Genomic DNA, 15,124 nt, shown 5'->3' on the forward strand with positions numbered 1-15,124 from the left:
CCGAGGCCTCTAGGGTGGGCGGGTGAGGAAGATCGAGGAACCGCGCCGGTTCGGCCCCGGGTGGCCGATCCGTCCGGCGAGCGCGGGACCGGATCCGACGACGGTTCTGCCTTCGGCGCTGATGTCGCCACGTGCGTACAGCTGGTACATCGGGGCGACATTCTCGTTGTTCTGGGTCTACTCGACCATCCCCGACATCGTGCGACGCTCCGGCTCGGCCCTCGAAAGCACCGCGGGCATCGTCTTGGTCGTGGCATTCAGCCTCTGCTTTCTCGCAGCGGCACCCGTGGCCTGGACGCTCTCGACCCGTGGTCGGCTTCTGGTCTGCGGGGCGATGTTCGCCTTGACCCTCGTCTTCGTGCCCTGGCTGGGCACCGGCACCGTCGGGCTGTGGACCTATCCGGGCGTCATCGTCGGAATGTGCGTCTTCTCGTGGACGCTCACCTCGACGGCGATCGGCGCGCTCTCGGTACTCGCGCTCGTTGTTCGAGCGTTGACACAGCCGTGGTCCGAGGCAGTTCTGGTTCAGCCGGTCATCATCTTGTCGATCCCGCTCATGATGGCAGCATTCGCTCGCACCATCGCCGTCATCAACGAGCTGCGTGCCACCCAGGCAGAACTCGAAGCGGTGACCGCCGAGCGCGAGCGCAGCCGGGTGGCGCGAGACATCCACGACATCCTCGGCCATTCCCTCACCGTCATCACCGTGAAGTCCGAGCTGGCGGCGCGGCTGATCGATGCCGACCCTCAGCGGGCACGCGCGGAGATAGGGGATGTCGAGACGATCGCCCGCGGTGCGCTGGCAGATGTGCGAGCCACCGTGTCGGGCGTGCGCGGTGTCACCGCGAGTGGAGAACTCGCGGCCGTGCGGCGAGCGCTTGCCGCGGCGGGCGTCGAAGCCGAGCTCCCGTCGTCGACCGAGACCGTTCCGATGGAGCACCGCGAGCTCGTCGGCTGGGTGATCCGCGAGGGCGTGACGAACGTCATCCGACATGCGGGGGCATCGCACTGCCGCATCCGCATCTCAGAGCAGGACGTGACGATCGATGACGATGGTCGAGGGCCCGGAACACACACTCTCGCAGGATCGACGTCATCGACAGGTCTTCAGGGTCTGCGCGAACGCGTCGAGTCGGCCGGCGGATCTCTTCGAGTCGGAACGGGCGAGCTCGGCGGCTTCACCCTCACCGCGAGCCTGCCAGCCAAGGCAACCCTGACGACTGAGAAGACAGGCGCACACTCATGATCCGGCTGCTGATCGCCGATGACCAGGCATTGGTGCGCGGTGCACTCACCGCGCTGCTCTCACTCGAGACAGACATCGAGGTGGTGGCCGAGGTGGGGCGCGGCGACGAGGTCGTGGATGCCGCCAGGGCGTCCGCCGCCGATGTGGCTCTGCTCGACATCGAGATGCCCGGCATCGACGGCATCGCCGCAGCAGCCGAGCTCCGCGAGGCGGTTCCGCACTGTCGAGTGCTGATGGTGACGACGTTCGGCCGCCCGGGCTACCTGGTGCGGGCGATGCAGGCGGGCGCCTCGGGCTTCGTCGTCAAAGACACTCCGTCAGCACAGCTGGCCGACGCCGTTCGTCGTGTCGCGAACGGGTTCCGCGTCGTCGACCCGTCGCTCGCCGCCGAGTCGCTCGCGCAGGGCGACTCGCCGCTCACCGAACGGGAGACCGACGTACTCGCGGCCGCCCGCACCGGCGGATCTATCGCCGATGTCGCGCGCATCCTGCATCTCTCCGAGGGCACGGTGCGTAACCACCTGTCGGCCGTCATCGGCAAGACCGGGGCGCGCAATCGAGCGGATGCGGCGCGCATCGCCGAGTCGAACGGCTGGCTCTAGCCGGCGCTAGTCGATGACGCGAAAGACAGACATCGCCTCGTCGAGATAGTCGCTGAAGGGGCGCTGCTGCTCAGACTGGAGCCAGGTGCTTCGGGCTGCCTGGAGGCAGGCGAAAGCGGCGCCGATGATCGCAGCGGGCTGCGCGCCGGCGGTGGAGAGGCCGTGCAACGCGAGACGATCTGCAACCCGACCAACCAGGATCTCCTGGATTCGCTGCATCTTCTGCAGGTATCGGGCGTTGAGCTGAGCGCTGGATTCAACGATGCGATCCATGGCGTCGCTGCGCGCCCGCTGACGCTCGTCCTGCACATATTCGAGCGTGATGTCGAACGTACGACGCAAGGATTGCCAGACCGGCTCGTCGTGCGGCCGCGCATCGAAGGCGTCGGCGAGGCGGTCGCCGAAGAGATCGTACTTTCCGATCACGAGGTCGTCCTTCGAGGGGAAGTAGCGGAAGAAGGTCCGTCTCGACATGCCCGCAGCCGCCGCGATCTGGTCGACGGTCGTGTCCTCGTAGCCTCGCTCGAGAAACAGCTCTTGGGCGACGTTCGTCAATTCCATCTGCGCCAGCCGCCGGGTGCGATCACGCATCGGCTCAGGAGTTTCGGTGGTCATATGTTTCATCCTAACCCTGAGGGCCACACTTGACACCAAGTGCCACTTAAGGCGTAGAGTCTCATCGGGCCGTCCAAAGCCCTCTCACCCGAGGCACAAGAAAAGTAGGTCGCACACCATGAAGACAGTGCTCATCACCGGAGCCTCCGACGGAATCGGCGCGGCATCCGCTCGCCAGCTCAGCGCAGACGGCCACCGCGTCCTGATCGCCGGCCGCTCCGAGGAGAAGACCCGAGCGGTCGCACGCGAGACCGGGGCGACGGCATTCGTTGCAGACTTCTCGCGCCTCGACGATGTCAGGCGACTGGCCGACGAGGTGCGAGACGAGCTCGACGGAAGCGGGCTCGACGTTCTCGCAAACAACGCCGGTGGGCTCTTCGGCGACCGCTCCCGAACGATCGACGGCAACGAGAAGACCTTCCAGGTCAATCACCTCGCGCCGTTTCTCCTCACCCACCTTCTGCTCGACGAGCTGCGCGCGAGCGCAGCCGATCGGGCATCGATCATCAACACCTCGAGCGTCGGCAATCGCCTGTTCGGCAATATCGATCTCAACGATCTGCACAACGACAAGAAGTTCAGCCCGAACAAGGCCTACGGCGACGCGAAGCTCGCGAACATCCTCTTCACTCGCGGCCTGCACGCACGTCTGCACGACACGGGAATCTCGGCTGTGGCGTTTCACCCGGGCAATGTCGCGACCAATTTCGCCTCTGACACCAGCAGTGCCATGCGTTTCGTCTACAGAACTCCGCTTCGCAGGCTGCTGATCTCTTCCGAAAAGGGCGGCGACAACATGACCTGGTTCGTCGAGGGCGAACCCGACGTCACCTGGCGCTCCGGCGAGTACTACGACGAGAAGAAGCACAGCACGAAGGTCAACCCGCAGGTGCACGACGACTCGTTGGTCGAGGGCCTCTGGCAACGCAGTGCGGCTCTCGTCGGAATCGGGTGATCGGCGTCTGAGCAGAATCGTCGACGGCGCAGAATCGGCGACGGCGCAGAATCGGTGAACGAGAAGTGTTCGCCCTAGCCCTTCGACACGTCGTGCAGGTGATGCACGGGATCATGGATGAAGTACTGCGCTAGCGTCTCGACCGAGAAGCTGGCCCCGTCACCGCGCCTGCCCGACCGACCCCACGCATCCGACCCAACGGCGTCGAAGGCGTCGGCGATCGCGTGACCCGCCTCGATCAGCTGGGTGGACACGAGCGCGGGGTCCTGCTCGTTGTAGCGCTCCTCGACGGCGGTCGCGTCCTGATCCCAGTTGGCGAACAGCGGATCGTTCTCGACGAGCATCAGCTCGAGACGGCCACGCATGACCGTGAACACGTCGCGCACATGCGCCGCGTACTCGAGGGGCGACCAGGTGTCGCCATCCGGTCGCTCTCGCACGTCGGCGCGTCGAAGCACGGCAGGCCAGGCGGCCGCGTTCAGACGGGCGAGTTCGGCAACCTCGCGAGCGTCGGTGGTGGATGCGTCGAAACCGCACTCGGGGCACGGCTTGTCGAGCACCCAGGTCCAGCTCTTGGTCTCGGGAACGATAGGCATGGGCCGAGTTTATGGATGCCTCGAGCGGCCCCGCCAGGCCATTTGCGCCAGGCATCGTCGACTTCGTGCCGAGCTGCGTCGGGCATATACGCTCGACGGATGAGCACCTTCAGCCCCGACGTCGTGTCCGCCATCCTGAACCACATGAACGGCGACCACACCGATGACAACCTGCTCATCGTGCGGGCGTTCGCGAACCCCGCTGCGACCGCCGCCGTGATGACGGGCTTCGACGGCTCGGTCGCGACCTGGGATGCGACCGCCGCGGGCGTCACGAGCGAGGTTCGCATCGCGTGGCCCGCCGGCCCGATCACCGAGCGCGGCGAGGTGCGCCGCGAGGTCGTCGCCCTCTACGACGCCGCGTGCACTCGCCTGGGTGTCGAGCCGCGCCCGCACTGAATTTGCGGTGAGGCGGAGCCGCCGCCTCAGCGATCTGCGACAGAGAGGTTCAGGACCTCGCCCGTGTACGCAGTCGGGTCCTGGGGACCCCGAAGCCGAGTCGGATTGAGGTAGAAGATGTCGTCGACTGAAATGCCGAATCTGTCGGCGATGTTGCTCAGGGTGTCTCCGCGAGCGACCGTGTAGCTGACTGCCGCGCCCGAGCCGTCGACCGCGACGACCCCCGAGGCACCGGCTGTCGCCCCGGAATCTGCCACCTTGAGGTCTGGCCGCCGGGGGCTCAGGGTCCACGTGATGGGGGCGGCGGCGATCACCGTGGCGCCGCAGTCGTTCTGTTCTCGATCGACCTCGCTGAACTGAGTGAGCACGGCCGAGCCGAAGAAGGTCGGATCGCCTTGGCCGAGATCGGGCGGCAGATAATGCGGTTCCGACCCCATGGAATCGATGTCACCGAGCGAGAATCGTAATCCGCTGTCGGCGCAGGGCTGCGAGGCGTCGATCGTATAGGGCAGAAAAGTGAGCACGCTGCCCGGCGGTGCGGTGAGGTCGTGCGTGACGATCTCGTACGTTCCCGGATCCTCGCTCGCGATGATGGTGAAGGAGCCGGAGGCCTGCGCGCCCGACCGTGGGGCGAAAACGGCAGACCCCACCTCCGTTCCCGGCTCGATCCGAGCGGCCGGCGCAGAGGTCGGGCCGTTCTGAGCGGGCGCTACGGTGGCTCCCTGAGTCGCGACAGGCTCTGGCTGAGCCGAGGATACGCAGGCGGTCAACAGCATCAGCAGCGCAGAGGTCGCCGCGATGGCCCCGGTGCGTCTCTTCCAGCACACGCCGTCAGCCTAAGTCAGTCGGGAGGCTCTGCGACAGAAGAGCCTCCTTCTCGGCGGGCGTGAATCGAATGCGCCCGATCCGGATGCGCCATCTTCCGTCACGCAGGCGCCGCGGGATCGCGACCGTCAACGGCGCTTCCCTCGTCACCCCGAGGAAGCATCCACTGGCGTCAGGGAACCATGCTTCAGCTGGCACGGCATCCAGTAGTGACGTCTGCTGCCTTATGTCATAAAGGGATCTCTCGCCGGGGGTTCTACGGAACACACTCGAACGCACGGCATCCGCCGCCGCGATGAACGAAGAAGTGGGCATCTGTGCGGCCGACAGGACGACCAGCGGATCGCCCATATCCCGCTCCGAGTAGCGAGCGCTTCCGCCCACCACCCGATGGTCGTACTCGATCGAATTCGAGCCATCCGAGGTGAGCCGCACGAGCCCCGTCGGGGCGGAGTACGCAACCCATCCGCTCTGCCGGAACAGCGCGAAATCGCGCCGGATCTGCACCTGTGTCGTAATTACCGTGACACCGATGAGCGCCACACCCGCCGCAGCCGCCCAGATATTGGGTGACGGTACGAACCACTTCCATACCACGTCGAACGGGGCATTCGCGAGGTTGACCACCGGATCAATAAAGGCGAACACCAGCATGGGAACTCCGAGGACGGAGGCCTGTAGTGACGATCTGTGATCGGTGCGCACACGACGCCGGAAGCCGCGCAGTGTCTGGGTGTCGTGCTCGAGCCGCAAGTGCATGGCCTCGGCGGCAGCGCGACGCGCCGGTGTATGCCAATCGAAGTGCTGCACCGCTTTTACTCGAACCAGCTCGTGAGCACTAGCGACCGCGACTCGTCATCGAGGAAAACGGTCGTGCGGCGGCCATCTTGAGAGAACTCGGCGTCGAAGGTGTCGGAGCGGAGGAACGGCCCCGCGGGCAACGAGGGGTCAAGACCGGAATCCAGCGTTGGTAGCTCGGTAGTCGACTCCAGACTCGACTGGGAGCGGAGCGCGGCATACCCGTTCTCATCGAAGGTGACAATCGCGTCGATCCAGTAGGTGCTCGGACCGGGCGCACGATCATCGCCCATCGTCCCCGACATCCATGTCGCCTCTGCCGCCTCGCTCAGCTGCGGGAAGCGATCGGTGAGCGGGGCGAGCTCGTGCCGGATCTCGCCAGAGCCGGAGCGCACGGCCGGCTGCGGCTCCGTCGCGCAGCCGGAGACCACCAGCATAAGCACCAGGAGGGCTGGAACCCAGCGCCGCGCGTTCGACGAACGACGCCGTTCTCGCTGCCGCAACGTGGCTGCGGCATCCGTGGCCAGACCATTCATAACGCCAGCCTAGGTGAGCCCTCACGGGGTGTGGCCGCGCGGAGGGGGAACGGGAGGTTCACCTGCAGCGCAACTCGGGTCTACTTGAAGGCAGCGATCCCTGTCAGTGCCCGACCGATTACGAGCGTGTGGATCTCGTCGGTGCCTTCGTAGGTGCGTACCGCCTCGAGATTCGCCATGTGCCGCATCACCGGGAATTCACTGGTCACGCCGTCACCGCCCAGAATGGATCGCGCGGTGCCCGCGATCGCGATGGCCTCGCGCACATTGTTCAACTTGCCCACGCTGATCTGAGCCGGATCGAGGGTACCGGCGTCTTTCTGCCGACCGATGTGCAGCGCCAGCAACGCCCCCTTCTGATATTCCAGAAGCATTCCGGCCAGCTTGTCCTGGGTCAGCTGGAACCGACCGATCGGCCCGCCGAACACCTCGCGCTCGATCGAGCGGCCGAGCGCGGCCTCGAGGCAGCTGCGGGCAGCACCCATAACACCCCAGATAATGCCGTAGCGAGCCTCGTTCAGGCAGGAGAATGGGCCGCGCAGACCCAGGGCTTTCGGCAGACGCATCGCTTCGGACACCCGAGCGCCGTCGAGCTCGATGTCACACTGGATCGATGCGCGCATGGCGAGTTTGCCGTCGATGGGCGTGGCGGTGAATCCCTCGCTCGTGGTCGGCACGATGAAGCCGCGCACACCGTCCTCCGTCTGGGCCCACACGATCGCGATATCAGCCACGCTCGCGAGTCCGATCCATCGCTTGGCGCCGGAGATCACCCAGTCATCGCCGTCACGCACGGCGGTGGTGTGCATCCCGGCGGGGTCGCTGCCACCATCCGGTTCGGTGAGGGCGAAGCAACCGACCACCTCTCCCCTGGCCATACGGGGCAGCAAATCGTTCTTCTGCTGCTCGGAGCCGAATTTCGCGATGGCACTCATCGCGAGCGAGCCCTGCACCGAGACGAATGTGCGCCAGCCGCTGTCGGCCGCCTCGAGTTCGAGGCACACGGCCCCGTAGCTGACTGCGCTCGCACCGGCGCAGCCGTAACCCGTGATGTGCATACCAAGGAATCCGGTAGCCCCGAGCTCGGCGATGAGCTCGCGTCGGAAGTACTTGTTCTCGAAGTCGTCCTCGATGACAGGCGTTATGCGCTCCTGCGCGAATGCACGGGCTTTCTGCTGCCACTCCCGCTCATCAGATGTGAGGAGAGAGTCGATACTGAAGACGCTGGCGAGTGCCTCAACGGGGTTGCTTACGGAGGAATCGGGCGACGTCGTGTGGGTCATCGGGTTTCTTTCTCGTGGTGGCCCAGCGCTGGTGGTGCGCTGCGGTATTCGGCGGGGGTCTCGCTCAGGCGAATAGGGTTGGCGACCTGCGCCACACCGTCGATCTGCCTTACGGGGTCAAGGCCGAGCTTTTCGGCGAACTCGAAGGCCTGGTCGATCGTGTTGATCGGACCAGCCGGCACGTCGTACTCGCTCATGAGGGCAAACCACTCCTCGGCACTACGGCCGGCGAGCTGCCGAGTGATGAACACCGCGAGCTCGTCGCGGTGGGCCACCCTCGAGGCGTTGTCGGCGAAACGCTCGTCGGCGGCGAGCTCGGGCACGCCGAGCGCCGCACAGAAGGAGCGGAACTGTCCGTCGGTGCCGACGGCCACGACGAGCGGCCGGTCGGCCGTCGGGAAGACTTCGTAGGGGGCGATGCTCGGATGCGCGTTGCCGATGATCTGCGGCACGACGCCTGCCCCGAGATATCCCGAGGCCTGGTTGACGAGCGCAGAGAGCAGGCTCGAGAGCAGGTTCACTTCAACGCGTTGCCCGCGCCCGGTGCCAGCTCGGGCGAACAGGGCAGTGAGAATACCGGTGGTTGCATGCAGGCCCGTGATCACGTCGACGACCGCCACCCCGACTTTGGTCGGCTGATCCGGATGCTGTCCGGTGATGCTCATCAGCCCGCCGACGGCCTGCACGAGCAGGTCGAAGCCGGGTAGCCCCGCGCCCCCGGCGGCGCCGAAGCCGGTGATCGAGCAGTAGACGAGACCCGGGTTGCTCTGCCGCAGAGTCTCATAATCGAGGCCGAGCCGCTTCATCGTGCCATCACGGAAATTCTCGACCACCACGTCGGCGTCCCGGATGAGCTCCACGATCGCCGCCCGGTCGATCGGGTCAGCGAGATCGGCCACCCGTGACCCCTTGTTGCGGTTCACCGAGGTGAAGTACGTCGAGGCGCCGGTCGAGGCGTCGACGGGCGGTGCCCACGCTCGCGTCTCGTCACCGATGCCCGGCCGCTCGATCTTCGTCACCGTCGCCCCGAAATCGGCGAGCATCATGGTGGCGTAGGGGCCGGCGAGCACACGCGTGAAGTCCACGATCCGAATGCCGCTCAGCGCCGCCGTCATCGGGCCCCGCGGAGATGGACCGTGGTCGTGTGGATCGGCACCTGCAGCCCCTGAGTTGATATGCGACATTCCGATGTCGATGAATCTACCGCAACCGAGGCGGGCGCGAGGTCGTCGGCGAAGCAACCTCAACTCCCTATAGCGGCCACAGCCGCGCGTCAGATAAAGTAAGGGCAACCTAACCTCACGGTTGGGGCATCCCTCTTTTTTGGAGTCGTCATGGTGAGCAACGTCATCCCCTTCTCACAAGCGCTGCGCGAGCGCACCTGGACAAGCCACAGCGAGAGCGAGGGCGCCAACTTCATGGGCGACCTGATGAGCGGAAAGGGCACCCGAGACGACTACATCGCGCTCGTCGCGCAGCACTTCTTCATCTACGAGGCGATAGAAGCCGCCGCCGACCGCATGAAGAACGACCCGGTCGCCGCGCCCTTCATCACCTCGAAGCTCACCCGCCTCCCCGCCATCGAAGAGGACCTTCGCTTCTTGATCGGCGAAGACTGGCGCGAGCAGATCACTCCCCTGCCGACGACCGCGCGCTACGTGGCCCGCATCAACGAGGTGGCCGCGACCTGGAACGGCGGCTTCGTCGCCCACCACTACACGCGCTACCTCGGTGACCTCTCGGGGGGCCAGATCATTCGCACTCTCATGCAGCGCCAGTTCGGCTTCGAGACCAATGGCGTGGGCTTCTACCTCTTCGGCGACATCGCCAAGCCGAAGGAGTTCAAAGAGACCTACCGCGCTCAGCTGGATGCGACGGGCTGGGACGACGCCGAGCGCGACCGCGTGATCGACGAGGTCCTGGTGGCGTACCGCTTCAACACCGAGCTGTTCGTCGATCTGGCCAACGCCAAGGCGACCGCGGCCGCCTGACGCCGCTGCCCGCAAGACTGTCGGCCACCGAATGACGGCCGAGACACGAAAGACTTGGACTGAGCAGACGACCCGCCTAAGCTCACTTCGTGACTGACGCCTATGGTCTTGATTCGAATACACTTCCACGCGTATTCAACCCTCCGCCCGGGTGGAACGAGGTGCTCGTCTCGTGGCAGGCCAAGAACATCGGTTGGCAGCCTCCCACCGCCGACTGGATCCCTCCCGGAGTGCCGGACGCTCGACCCGCACCAGCCGGATGGCAATTCTGGGTTCCGAACCCGATCCTTCTCGCCGCAGCGACGAAAACGCTCACGAAAAAAGCGCTCGTGACCATGGGAGTCGGGGCGGCCATGTTTCTCTTCGGCATCATCGCGACGATCGTCGATGAATCCATGGCGTCGAGCGGAGGAAGATTCTTCGTGTTCACGGGCCTCATCCTCGTCGGACTCCTCCGCATCATCATGGGGATCGTCAGACTGGTGCGAGCGCCCCTCATGGCCAAAAGGTCCCTCTCCACATTCCGGTAGCTCTCGCGCCGTTTGCGTTCGGGTCAGAGTGACACTAAGCTGATTCCAGCACTTAGAGTCATCGTCACCCTAAGTCACTCACGAACGGCACGGCATGAGCCAGCAACAGGCGGTCCTCGCGGTATCCACCGTGATCTTCGCCCTGCGCTCCGACCCGACCACAGGAATCAGCACCGTGTGGATCCCGGTCGTCCGACGCATCCGGGAACCCCACGAGGGTCGATGGGCGCTGCCGGGCGGCCCACTCAGAGTCGATGACGACCTCGAGGAGGCGGCCCGCAGTCACCTTCTCGAGACCACCGGTCTCACCCCGAAGTACCTCGAGCAGCTCTACGCATTCGGCAAGGTCGGTCGCTCCCCCGGCCCCCGGGTCGTCTCGATCGTCTACTGGGCGCTCGTCGAGAGCGACGAGGCCGCGCGTGCGACCGTGGGCGAGAACGTGACCTGGCTGTCGACCGACGAGCTGCCCGAGCTGGCCTTCGATCACAATCTGATCGTCGACTACGCCCTCTGGCGGCTGCGCACCAAGATGGAGTACTCCCGCATCGCGCACGCCTTTCTCGGCGACACGTTCACCCTCGCCCAGCTGCGAGAGGTGCACGAGGCCGTCAGGCAGAAACCCCTCGACCCGGCGAATTTCCGCCGCACGATCGAGTCGAGCAAGACGGTCGTGCCCACGGGCGAATTCGTCACCGGCGCGAGGCATCGCCCCGCTCGCCTCTACCGCTACGACGGGTCGATCGACCTCGCCGACAGCGGCCCCCTCCAGTAGAAGACGCCGTTCCCCGAGCCTGTCGAGGGGGAACGGTGAACCCGCTTCGACAGGCTCAGCGAACGAAGAAGACCACCATGACATCCGTCGACACCACCATCCAGCTCCTGACCCGCGAACAGGCAGCCGGCTCCGCAGCGAACAGCACCTGCACGCCCGAACTCGCCCTGCAGCCTTGGGCATTCGATGCGGGCGTTCCGAACTACGGGCCCGGCGCATCCATGACCGACGTCATCCCCACCGGGTCGCCCGTACAGGGCCGCCTGCCCGTCGAGTACACGACCGCGAGCGCCGACGAACTGGATGCGCGCATCCGGGCCGCGAAGGCGACGCTCGGCGAGCGGGTGGTCGTGCTGGGCCACTTCTACCAGCGTGACGAGGTCGTGCAGTACGCCGACTTCGTGGGCGACTCCTTTCAGCTGGCCAACGCCGCCAAGGCCAAGCCCGATGCCGAGGCCATCGTCTTCTGCGGCGTGCACTTCATGGCCGAGACGGCCGACATCCTGTCGCAGCCCTCGCAAGCGGTCATCCTGCCGAACCTCGCCGCCGGCTGCTCGATGGCCGACATGGCCGACATCGACTCGGTCGAAGAGGCGTGGGCGCAGCTCACCGAGATCTACGGCACGGCGCCGGATGCCGATGGCCGGGTTCCCGTGATTCCGGTCACCTACATGAACAGCTCGGCCGCGCTCAAGGCGTTCTGCGGTCGCAACGGCGGAATCGTGTGCACCTCGTCGAACGCGGCCACGGTGCTGGAGTGGGCGTTCGAGCGTGGGCAGCGGGTGTTGTTCTTTCCCGACCAGCACCTCGGTCGCAACACAGCAAAAGCGATGGGCATCCCTATCGAGCTCATGCCGATGTGGAACCCGCGCAAGCCGCTCGGCGGCAACTCGTCCGACGAGCTCGTCGACGCGAAGGTCGTGCTGTGGCACGGCTTCTGCTCTGTGCACAAGCGCTTCACGCCCGCGCAGATCACGAAGGCACGCGCCGAGCACCCCGGCGTTCAGGTGATCGTGCACCCCGAGTGCCCGATGGCCGTCGTCGACGCGGCTGATTCTGCCGGCTCGACCGACTTCATCGTCAAAGCGATCCAGGCCGCTCCCGCCGGATCGACCTTCGCCATCGGAACCGAGATCAACCTCGTGAACCGCCTGGCCGCCGAGTACCCGCAGCACACGATCTTCTGCCTCGACGACGTGATCTGCCCGTGCTCCACGATGTACCGCATCCACCCGGGCTACCTCGCCTGGGTACTCGAAGGCCTCGTCGACGGGGTCGTGCACAATCGCATCCAGGTTGCAGCAGAGGTGATCGCCGACTCGACCGTGGCTCTCGAACGGATGCTCGCGGCCCGGCCGCCCGCATCGACACCTGTTGCCGACACGGTGCGCTGACATGGCACGCGTGATCATCGTGGGCAGCGGCATCGCCGGGCTGGCCACCGCCCTGCACGCCACGCGGCAGCACGGGCACGAGGTGACTCTCGTAACGAAGGGCGAGCTCGCCGAGAGCAACACCCGCTATGCGCAGGGCGGCATCGCGGCCGCGACCGCGCTCGACGACAGCGCCACCCTGCACGCCGAGGACACGATCAGGGCGGGCGCGGGGCTGACCGACGAGACGGCCGCGCGCGTGCTGGCCGACGAGGGAGCGGCGGCCATCCAGAGCCTGATCGAATGGGGCGTGCTGTTCGACCACCGGCCGGGCAGCTCCGAACCCGATCGCGCGCTCGAGGCGGCACACTCACGGCCCCGAGTGCTTCACGCCGGCGGCGACGCGACGGGAGCTGCGATCGAGACTGCACTGGTGACGGCGGTGCGAGCGAGCGGGGTCGCCATCCGCGAGCACACGATGCTGACCGACCTCGTGCTCGCCGACGCGCGGGTCGTCGGCATCGAGGTACTGCGGGCTGACGGCGGGCGCGAGGTGCTGTTCGCCGACGCCGTGGTGCTCGCCACCGGAGGCGCCGGGCAGCTCTATTCGCACACGACCAATCCTGCGATCGCCACGGGCGACGGGCTGGCTGCAGCGCTGCGTGCGGGCGTGGCCACCGCCGATCTGGAGTTCTACCAGTTTCACCCGACCACGCTCGCGGCTCCCGGCAACTTCCTGGTCTCCGAGGCCGTGCGCGGCGAGGGCGCCGTTCTTCGCAACAAGCGCGGCGAGCGCTTTATGCTCGGCGTGCACCCCGACGCCGAGCTCGCTCCGCGCGATGTCGTCGCCCGAGCGATCGCCGCCGAGATGGCGAAGCAGAATGGCGATCCTGTGACTCTGGATGCCCGGGGCATCGGCCGAGACACGCTCGCCGCCCGCTTTCCCACGATCATGGCGGCGTGCGCGGCAGCCGGCTTCGACCTTGCCGGCGGACTCGTGCCGGTTGTTCCGGCAGCGCACTATTACATGGGTGGAATCGCGACCGATCTAGACGGCCGCACCTCGCACGCCGGGCTCTTCGCTGTGGGCGAGGCGGCGTGCACCGGAGTTCACGGGGCCAACCGTCTGGCCTCGAACAGTCTGCTCGAGGGTGCTGTCTTCGCGCGGCGCGTGGCGGCTGCACTGGGTGGTCTCGATACGGCCGCGGGCGGCCTACTCGACCAGCGAGAAGTCGACAGCCATCTGCGCCGGTCGAGTAGCCGCGCGACGAAGGAGCCGGCGTATCGAGACCACCCGCGAGTCGGTCTCGGTACGGCCGCGGGCGGCCTACTCGACCAGCGCAGCGAGCTGCAGGCGCTCATGTGGAGCTATGCCGGATTGACTCGTTCCGGCGCGGGGCTTGCCGCGGCCGCAGCCCGCCTGCGGGTCTGGTCCGAGGCATCCACAACACCCACCGACGACCGGCAGCAGATCGAGACCGCGAATCTGCTCGTCGTTGCGCGGGCGCTCATCGATGCGGCGCAGGCTCGGCGCGAGTCGCGTGGCGCCCACGCCCGCAGCGATTTCGCTCAGACCGACGCGTCGGCTGACCGTGAGCCGTCTCGACGAATCTCACGCGCGACAGACGCGAACGCATCCGGCGGTGCCTCACCCGACACCGCACCCACGCTTCAGACCCAAGGACACTGACATGCTGCTCACACCCCAGGCGATCGACCGCGTGGTCATCGCCGCTCTCGCCGAGGACGCCCCGTGGGGCGACGCGACCTCAGACGCGTTCCTTCCCGATGGTGCTACCGCCAGCGCTCAACTGGTCGCGCGCGAGGCGGGGGTTCTCTCGGGCGGCGAGGTCTTCTCGAGAACGATGTTCCAGGCCGACGAGTCGATCACCACCGCGGTTCTGCAGGGCGACGGCGAACACTTCGAAGCCGGCGCGGTGCTCGCCACCGTTTCTGGCCCAGCGCGCGGAGTTCTGCTCGGCGAGCGCGTCGCCCTCAACCTCGTGCAGCGCATGAGCGGCATCGCCACCGTCACCGCGCGCTACGTCGAGGCCGTCGCGGGCACCCGAGCCCGCATCGTCGACACGCGCAAGACGACTCCGGGGCTTCGCGCCCTCGAGCGGCATGCCGTGCGCAGCGGCGGGGGCGGCAACCACCGCTTCTCGTTGAGCGACGCCGTGCTCGCGAAAGACAATCACCTGGCGGTGCTCACGGCATCCGGCATCTCGCTCACCGACGCGATCATTCGCGCCCGAGCCCGCATCTCGCACACCACCCACCTCGAGGTCGAGGTCGACCGCCTCGACCAGATCGAACCCGTGCTCGCGGGCGGGGTCGACACGATCATGCTCGACAACTTCTCGCTCGACGAGCTGCGTGAGGGAATCGCGATCGTGGCCGGGCGCGCGCTTGTCGAGGCGAGCGGAGGAGTGAACCTCGACACCGTGCGGGCGATCGCCGAGACGGGAGTCGACATCATCTCGGTCGGCGCGCTCACCCACAGCGCACGCGCTCTCGATCTGGGCCTCGACCTCTCTATCGAGGCGTGAGCGAGCCCCGATGAGCGCCAGCAGGTACCGCTACAGACACTATGTACCGGCACA

17 protein-coding genes are annotated in these 15,124 nt (G+C 66.5%); 10 read left to right on the forward strand and 7 right to left on the reverse strand.

The window, feature by feature from the left end:
- Nucleotides 1-22 precede the first annotated feature (22 nt).
- Both B9Y86_RS13795 and B9Y86_RS13800 read left to right on the forward strand, forming a co-directional pair.
- The gene (locus tag B9Y86_RS13795) at nucleotides 23-1,246 is read left to right on the forward strand and encodes a sensor histidine kinase (protein WP_085487042.1); all 1,224 of its coding nucleotides are present in this window, start codon (nucleotides 23-25) and stop codon (nucleotides 1,244-1,246) included.
- The gene (locus B9Y86_RS13800; RefSeq protein WP_085487044.1) at nucleotides 1,243-1,848 is read left to right on the forward strand and encodes a response regulator transcription factor; all 606 of its coding nucleotides are present in this window, start codon (nucleotides 1,243-1,245) and stop codon (nucleotides 1,846-1,848) included. The genes B9Y86_RS13795 and B9Y86_RS13800 overlap by 4 nt, the downstream gene beginning before the upstream one ends.
- A 6-nt stretch (nucleotides 1,849-1,854) precedes the next feature.
- On the opposite strand, the gene B9Y86_RS13805 is transcribed toward B9Y86_RS13800, so the two are convergent.
- The gene (locus tag B9Y86_RS13805) at nucleotides 1,855-2,463 is read right to left on the reverse strand and encodes a TetR family transcriptional regulator (RefSeq protein ID WP_176223367.1); all 609 of its coding nucleotides are present in this window, start codon (nucleotides 2,461-2,463) and stop codon (nucleotides 1,855-1,857) included.
- A gap of 118 nt (nucleotides 2,464-2,581) precedes the next feature.
- Here B9Y86_RS13805 and B9Y86_RS13810 point away from each other — a divergent pair, with 118 nt between their 5' ends.
- Nucleotides 2,582-3,418 (forward strand): SDR family NAD(P)-dependent oxidoreductase, encoded by an 837-nt coding sequence (locus B9Y86_RS13810; protein WP_085487048.1) that lies wholly within the window; start codon nucleotides 2,582-2,584, stop codon nucleotides 3,416-3,418.
- A gap of 74 nt (nucleotides 3,419-3,492) precedes the next feature.
- Here B9Y86_RS13810 and B9Y86_RS13815 read toward each other — a convergent pair whose 3' ends face one another.
- A complete protein-coding gene (locus B9Y86_RS13815; protein ID WP_085487050.1) occupies nucleotides 3,493-4,014 on the reverse strand; it encodes a DinB family protein in 522 nt (173 codons plus the stop codon).
- A 99-nt stretch (nucleotides 4,015-4,113) separates the two neighbouring features.
- Between B9Y86_RS13815 and B9Y86_RS13820 the strand changes: the two genes are divergently transcribed.
- Nucleotides 4,114-4,413 (forward strand): DUF2470 domain-containing protein, encoded by a 300-nt coding sequence (locus tag B9Y86_RS13820; RefSeq protein ID WP_085487052.1) that lies wholly within the window; start codon nucleotides 4,114-4,116, stop codon nucleotides 4,411-4,413.
- Between the two features lie 26 nt (nucleotides 4,414-4,439).
- Here the strand turns inward: B9Y86_RS13820 and B9Y86_RS13825 are convergent, their stop codons facing one another.
- The 5 genes from B9Y86_RS13825 to B9Y86_RS13845 form a co-directional block, all read right to left on the reverse strand.
- Complete coding sequence (locus B9Y86_RS13825; RefSeq protein WP_085487054.1) at nucleotides 4,440-5,240, reverse strand: LysM peptidoglycan-binding domain-containing protein; 801 nt, start codon at nucleotides 5,238-5,240, stop codon at nucleotides 4,440-4,442.
- Between the two features lie 4 nt (nucleotides 5,241-5,244).
- Nucleotides 5,245-6,048, reverse strand: a complete 804-nt coding sequence (locus B9Y86_RS13830; RefSeq protein ID WP_085487056.1) for a hypothetical protein — start codon at nucleotides 6,046-6,048, stop codon at nucleotides 5,245-5,247.
- Between the two features lie 5 nt (nucleotides 6,049-6,053).
- Nucleotides 6,054-6,572, reverse strand: a complete 519-nt coding sequence (locus B9Y86_RS13835) for a hypothetical protein (protein ID WP_139824911.1) — start codon at nucleotides 6,570-6,572, stop codon at nucleotides 6,054-6,056.
- Nucleotides 6,573-6,652: 80 nt separating this feature from the next.
- Nucleotides 6,653-7,855 (reverse strand): acyl-CoA dehydrogenase family protein, encoded by a 1,203-nt coding sequence (locus B9Y86_RS13840; protein WP_085487060.1) that lies wholly within the window; start codon nucleotides 7,853-7,855, stop codon nucleotides 6,653-6,655.
- A complete protein-coding gene (locus tag B9Y86_RS13845) occupies nucleotides 7,852-8,970 on the reverse strand; it encodes a CaiB/BaiF CoA transferase family protein (protein WP_085487062.1) in 1,119 nt (372 codons plus the stop codon). The genes B9Y86_RS13840 and B9Y86_RS13845 overlap by 4 nt, the downstream gene beginning before the upstream one ends.
- Nucleotides 8,971-9,192: 222 nt before the next feature.
- On the opposite strand from B9Y86_RS13845, the gene B9Y86_RS13850 reads away from it, so the two are divergent.
- The 6 genes from B9Y86_RS13850 to nadC all read left to right on the forward strand — a co-directional run bounded on the left by B9Y86_RS13850 (nucleotide 9,193) and on the right by nadC (nucleotide 15,070).
- Nucleotides 9,193-9,846 (forward strand): biliverdin-producing heme oxygenase, encoded by a 654-nt coding sequence (locus tag B9Y86_RS13850; RefSeq protein WP_176223381.1) that lies wholly within the window; start codon nucleotides 9,193-9,195, stop codon nucleotides 9,844-9,846.
- Between the two features lie 89 nt (nucleotides 9,847-9,935).
- Nucleotides 9,936-10,376 carry a hypothetical protein gene (locus B9Y86_RS13855; protein ID WP_139824912.1) on the forward strand — a complete coding sequence of 147 codons (441 nt, stop codon included), beginning with the start codon at nucleotides 9,936-9,938 and terminating at the stop codon, nucleotides 10,374-10,376.
- A gap of 94 nt (nucleotides 10,377-10,470) precedes the next feature.
- Nucleotides 10,471-11,148 (forward strand): NUDIX hydrolase, encoded by a 678-nt coding sequence (locus B9Y86_RS13860; RefSeq protein ID WP_139824913.1) that lies wholly within the window; start codon nucleotides 10,471-10,473, stop codon nucleotides 11,146-11,148.
- Nucleotides 11,149-11,225: 77 nt separating this feature from the next.
- A complete protein-coding gene (gene nadA, locus B9Y86_RS13865) occupies nucleotides 11,226-12,542 on the forward strand; it encodes a quinolinate synthase NadA (RefSeq protein WP_085487560.1) in 1,317 nt (438 codons plus the stop codon).
- A 1-nt stretch (nucleotide 12,543) separates the two neighbouring features.
- Nucleotides 12,544-14,211, forward strand: coding sequence for an L-aspartate oxidase (gene nadB, locus B9Y86_RS13870; protein ID WP_085487068.1), 1,668 nt, complete (start codon nucleotides 12,544-12,546; stop codon nucleotides 14,209-14,211).
- Between the two features lie 4 nt (nucleotides 14,212-14,215).
- Nucleotides 14,216-15,070, forward strand: coding sequence for a carboxylating nicotinate-nucleotide diphosphorylase (gene nadC / locus B9Y86_RS13875; RefSeq protein ID WP_085487562.1), 855 nt, complete (start codon nucleotides 14,216-14,218; stop codon nucleotides 15,068-15,070).
- Nucleotides 15,071-15,124: the final 54 nt, after the last annotated feature.

It is taken from the genome of Agreia pratensis, assembly GCF_900177685.1.
GTDB classification, from domain to species: Bacteria; Actinomycetota; Actinomycetes; order Actinomycetales; family Microbacteriaceae; genus Agreia; species Agreia pratensis.

What these genes read in the sequence shown, in the direction of transcription:
- B9Y86_RS13800 (WP_085487044.1), top strand. Translation starts at nt 1,243, where the DNA reads ATGATCCGGCTGCTGATCGCCGATGACCAGGCATTGGTGCGCGGTGCA.
- B9Y86_RS13805 (WP_176223367.1), bottom strand. Translation starts at nt 2,463, where the DNA reads ATGACCACCGAAACTCCTGAGCCGATGCGTGATCGCACCCGGCGGCTG.
- B9Y86_RS13810 (WP_085487048.1), top strand. Translation starts at nt 2,582, where the DNA reads ATGAAGACAGTGCTCATCACCGGAGCCTCCGACGGAATCGGCGCGGCA.
- B9Y86_RS13815 (WP_085487050.1), bottom strand. Translation starts at nt 4,014, where the DNA reads ATGCCTATCGTTCCCGAGACCAAGAGCTGGACCTGGGTGCTCGACAAG.
- B9Y86_RS13820 (WP_085487052.1), top strand. Translation starts at nt 4,114, where the DNA reads ATGAGCACCTTCAGCCCCGACGTCGTGTCCGCCATCCTGAACCACATG.
- B9Y86_RS13835 (WP_139824911.1), bottom strand. Translation starts at nt 6,572, where the DNA reads ATGAATGGTCTGGCCACGGATGCCGCAGCCACGTTGCGGCAGCGAGAA.
- B9Y86_RS13840 (WP_085487060.1), bottom strand. Translation starts at nt 7,855, where the DNA reads ATGACCCACACGACGTCGCCCGATTCCTCCGTAAGCAACCCCGTTGAG.
- B9Y86_RS13845 (WP_085487062.1), bottom strand. Translation starts at nt 8,970, where the DNA reads ATGACGGCGGCGCTGAGCGGCATTCGGATCGTGGACTTCACGCGTGTG.
- B9Y86_RS13860 (WP_139824913.1), top strand. Translation starts at nt 10,471, where the DNA reads ATGAGCCAGCAACAGGCGGTCCTCGCGGTATCCACCGTGATCTTCGCC.
- nadA (WP_085487560.1), top strand. Translation starts at nt 11,226, where the DNA reads ATGACATCCGTCGACACCACCATCCAGCTCCTGACCCGCGAACAGGCA.
- nadB (WP_085487068.1), top strand. Translation starts at nt 12,544, where the DNA reads ATGGCACGCGTGATCATCGTGGGCAGCGGCATCGCCGGGCTGGCCACC.